Origin of the sequence: Nocardia amamiensis, assembly GCF_015477605.1 — a bacterium.
Taxonomy (GTDB): domain Bacteria; phylum Actinomycetota; class Actinomycetes; order Mycobacteriales; family Mycobacteriaceae; genus Nocardia; species Nocardia amamiensis_A.
This window is the reverse complement of the sequence record NZ_JADLQX010000092.1, coordinates 1-5,146: the sequence shown is the minus strand read 5'-3', so window position 1 is coordinate 5,146 and position 5,146 is coordinate 1. Positions and strand designations below refer to the sequence as shown.

The window sequence follows — 5,146 nt, the reverse complement described above, 5'->3', positions numbered from 1 at the left end:
CGGCCGCCCGCGCCGCCAGCGCTCCCACCGTCGAGGCCTCGAACACCTCCCGCACCGGCACCCGCGCATCGATCGCCGCACCCACCCGCGACACCAGCTGCGTCGCCAGCAACGAGTTGCCTCCCAACGCGAAGAAATCGTCGTCGAGCCCCACCCGCTCCACCCCCAACACCTCCGCGAACACCCCCGCCACCACCTGCTCCACCGCAGTCACCGGCGCCCGGAACACCACCGGCTCGAATATCGGCACCGGCAACGCCTTCCGGTCCACCTTCCCCGAAGTATTCAATGGGAACTCGTCGAGCACCACCACGGCCGTGGGCACCATGTACGACGGCACCACCGACCGCACGAACGTCAACACCTCGGCCGTGTCGATCTCCACCCCCGACTCCGGGACGACGTATCCGATCAGGCGGTCGACCCCACCCTCGCCGCGGACCACCACCACCGCCCGCGCCACCGCGTCGTGCCGGGCAAGCGCCGACTCGATCTCCCCCAACTCCACCCGGAACCCCCGCAGCTTCACCTGAAAATCACTGCGCCCCACATACTCCAACTGCCCATCCACACGCCACCGCACCAAATCCCCCGTCCGATACATCCGCTCCCCCGCCACCCCGAACGGACACGCCACAAACCGACCCGCCGTCAGGCCCGGCCGACCGTGATACCCCCGCGCCAACTGCACACCCGCCAAATACAACTCACCCACCACCCCCACCGGCACCGCCCGGAGCCGACCGTCGAGGACATACACGCGAGTGTTCCACTCCGGTGATCCGATCGGCACACCCACGGCATCCGCATCCGTCACCTCGTGCGACGTCACCGATACCGCAGCCTCCGTCGGACCATACAAGTTCAATAGCGCCGTACTCGTGTTCGCCAAGCGGAACGCCTGTGCCGTGGCGGTCGGCAACGCCTCACCGATCGCGAGGACCCGCCGCAACGACTCCGACACGCCACCACCACCGCCAGTCGTCATCAGCGTCGACAACATCGACGGCACCACGTGCAACGTCGTCACTCCCTCTGCCCGAATCAACTCGAGCAGATAATCCGGCTCCTGGTGAGCGTCGGCCCGTGCGATCACCAACTGGCCGCCTGAGACCAACGCCGACCAGAATTCCCACACTGACAAATCGAACGTCGCCGCCGTCTCGAGCAACGCCACATCAGACGCATCGAACCCGAATTCGTGCTTGATCCACTCCAACTGATTCACCACGGCACGGTGGCTGACGGATACACCCTTCGGAATGCCGGTCGAGCCGGACGTGAAGATCACATACGCTGTGTTCCCCGGCCGTAACGGCGCGAGCCGATCCGCATCCGACACCGCGGACGCATCGAACTCTGTGAGATTTACAGTGTCGACATGCAAGACCGCGAGGTCATCCGGGACCTCGAAATGGTCGCGCGCGGTCGTGAGCACGCATACCGGCGCGCTCGTCTCCAAGATCAACCGTGTCCGCTCCGCCGGCTGATCCGGATCGATCGGCACATACCCGCCACCTGCCTTGGCGACCGCGTACATTCCCACCAACAGATCCACCGACCGGCGGATCGCCAACCCCACCAATGACTCCGGCCCCACACCGTCACTGATGAGCTTGCGCGCAAGTCGGTTGACCCGAGCATCGAACTCACCGTACGACAGTTTCCCGCCCTCGAACACCAGCGCCGTCGCAGCCGGATCGGCCGTAACTTGCACGTCGAACAACGACACCAACGTCGCCCCCGCCTGTACCGCACGACCGGTGTCGTTCCACGACTCGAGCACAAACTCCCGCTCGGCGGCGGCGAGGATCTCGATATCGCCCACCGGCACCGACGGATCCGCAACCACGGCCTCGAGAACCCGGACGAACCGATCCGCGAACGAACGCACCGTCGAGGCATTGAACAGCGCTGTCGTATAAGTGATGGTGGCACCGATACCGGCCGCGGTCCCATGCTCGTCGTAGGTGTCCGCCGCGATCAGGTGCAGGTCGTACTGCGATATGTTCGAGGAGAAATCGACCGCGTCGACGGACAAACCTTTGAGTTCGAGTGCGCTCGACGCGAGGTTCTGGAAAGAGAAACCGACCTGCGCCAACGGCTGTCGCGCCGTCGATCGGTCCGGATTGAGCGCCGCCACCAAACTCTCGAATGGTATCTCTGCGTGTTCGAACGCTCCGAGGTCCGACGCCCGCACCCGCGCAAGCAGATCGACGAAGCTCTGGGCGGGATCCACCTCCGTCCGCAACACCAAAGTGTTGACGAACATGCCGACCAGATCCTCGAGCGCCGCGTCACCACGACCGGCGATCGGCGTGCCGATCACGATGTCATTGGTCCGCGACATCCTGGCGAGTAATGTCGCGAACGCTGTGTGCATCACCATGAACAGCGTCGCATTGTGTTCCCGCGCAAGCATGTTCAGCAGTCGATGCAGGCGCGTGTCGATGGTGAAATCGATCCGTGCACCCTCGAACGACTGCACCGCGGGCCGCGGACGGTCCGCTGGCAGATCCAATTGATCAGGAATTCCAGCCAACACGGACTTCCAGTAGTCGAGTTGCTGGGAAATCCGTGACTTCGGATCGTTTTCGCTGCCCAGAACCTCTCGCTGCCACAGCGCGTAGTCCGCGTATTGCACCTCGAGCGGCACCCACGCCGGCACCTCGCCCCGCGACCGTGCCGCATAGGCCACCATCACATCCCGCGCCAGCGGCCGCATCGACCACCCGTCCGCGGCGATGTGATGGACCACGAAGACCAAGACGAACCGGTTATCTGCTTCGGCTTCTCGGATCAACATTCCACGCAACGGGATCTGCTCGGTCACGTCGAACCCGGCCGACACGAACTCAGCGATTTCCTCGAGGAGATCGGATTCGGGGACAACCCGCAATGTGAGATCCGGAATACACTGGCCAACAGGAAGGACCACCTGGTGGGCGGTGCCGTCGACCTCAGGGTAGACCGTGCGCAGTGTTTCGTGTCGGTCGATGAGGTCCTCGACCGCCGCTCGTAGGGCGTCCACATCGAGCGACCCGGACAAACGGAGTGCGACCGGAATGTTGTAGGCAGCGGAGTCGGGGTCGAACCGGTTGAGGAACCACATCCGCTGCTGCGCCAGCGACAGCGGAATACAATCCGGACGCGGCTGCGACCGCAGGGCTCTACGACCGCCCTCGCCGGCATGCGCACCCACCCGCGCCGCCAACGCCCCCACCGTCGATGCCTCGAACACCTCCCGCACCGGCACCCGCGCATCCACCGCCGCACCCACCCGCGACACCAACCTCGTCGCGATCAATGAGTTGCCACCCAACGCGAAGAAATCGTCATCGACACCGATTCGCTCCACCCCGAGCACCTCGGCGAACACCTCCGCCACCACCTGCTCCACCGCAGTCACCGGCGCCCGGAACACCACCGGCTCGAATATCGGCGCCGGCAACGCCTTCCGGTCCAACTTCCCCGAAGTATTCAATGGGAACTCGTCGAGCACCACCACGGCCGTGGGCACCATGTACGACGGCACCACCGACCGCACGAACGTCAACACCTCGACCGTGTCGATCTCCACCCCCGACTCCGGGACGACGTATCCGATCAGGCGGTCGACCCCACCCTCGCCGCGGACCACCACCACCGCCCGCGCCACCGCGTCGTGCCGGGCAAGCGCCGACTCGATCTCCCCCAACTCGATCCGGAACCCCCGCAGCTTGACCTGGAAATCACTGCGCCCCACATACTCCAACTGCCCATCCACACGCCACCGCACCAGATCCCCCGTCCGGTACATCCGCTCCCCCGACCCGCCGAACGGATCCGCCACGAACCCACCCGCCGTCAGGCCCGGCCGACCGTGATAGCCCCGCGCCAACTGCACCCCAGCCAGATACAACTCTCCTGAAACGCCCACAGGAACCGGTCGCAGATACGTATCCAGTACGTATGTTGCGGTGTTCCAGACCGGCGCCCCGATGGGCACCGTCGCCGCGGTGTCACCGGGTCTGCATTCCCACGCGGTGACTACTTCGACCTCCGCCGGGCCGTACCAGTTGTACAGCTCCGCATCGCAGTACCTGGTGAAACGGTCGGCGGTGTCCCTGGACAGCGCTTCCCCGGCGGCGAAGACCCGGCGCACACTGGAACCCAGCGGGGCGGGCACCGTGGCCATGTACGCCGCCAGCATCGACGGCACGAAATGCACCGTCGTCACCGCCTCGCTGTCTATGGTTCGCGCCAGATACGCTGGATCGCGGTGGCCGTCGGGTGCGGCGATCACCACTCGTGCCCCAACCTGTAAGGGCCAGAACAACTCCCATACCGATATGTCGAATGTGATCGGCGTCTTGTGCAACACCACATCGTTGCCGTCGAGCGGGTACCGCGACTGCGCCCACGACAGCTGACTCACCGTGGCACGGTGAGTAAGGGCCACACCCTTGGGCACCCCGGTGGATCCTGACGTGAAGATCACATACGCAATGTTCTGTGGTCGCAGCGGTGATATCCGGTCGGTGTCGGTGATCGGAGAAGGATCCCCCGACATCGCGCGTGTGTCGATCTGCAGCACCGGGCTGGTGGTCGTCACCGGCAGGTTCCGGTCACCGCAGGTAGTCAGCACGCACAACGGGTGCACCGTGTTCAGGACATGCTCGATGCGTTCGGCGGGGTGATCAGGGTCGAGCGGCACGTACGCGCCACCGGCCTTGACGATCGCATACATCCCGACCAGCAGGTCGATCGACCGACGCATCGCCACCGCCACGTGTGTCTCCGGACCTACACCTCGGGCGATCAACAACCGCGCGAGCCGGTTGATCCGCGCATCGAGTTCCGCATAGGTCAATCGCACGTCCCCGCACACCACCGCGACCGCATCAGGGGTGCGAGCCACCTGGGCGTCGAACAAATCACTCAGTGTGGCATCCGGCACCTCGACCACCGTGGATGTCCTACCCGTGGCGAGCTGCCGGTGTTCTGTCTCCGAAAGCAGGTCCACCCGCGCCACCGGGGTTGTGGTGTGGGTGGTGATGGTGTGGAGGGTGTGGGTGGTGCGGTGTAGGAGGGTGGTGGCGGTGGTGGTGTCGAAGAGGTCGGGGTGGTATTTGATGGTCAGGTGTAGCCGGGTGTCGGCGGAGGC

At 65.0% G+C, this 5,146-nt stretch carries 1 protein-coding gene; it reads right to left on the bottom strand.

The features are described from left to right. Positions 1-5,146 (bottom strand): non-ribosomal peptide synthetase (locus IU459_RS36545; protein WP_195134158.1); only part of this gene is annotated, 5,146 nt, incomplete at both ends.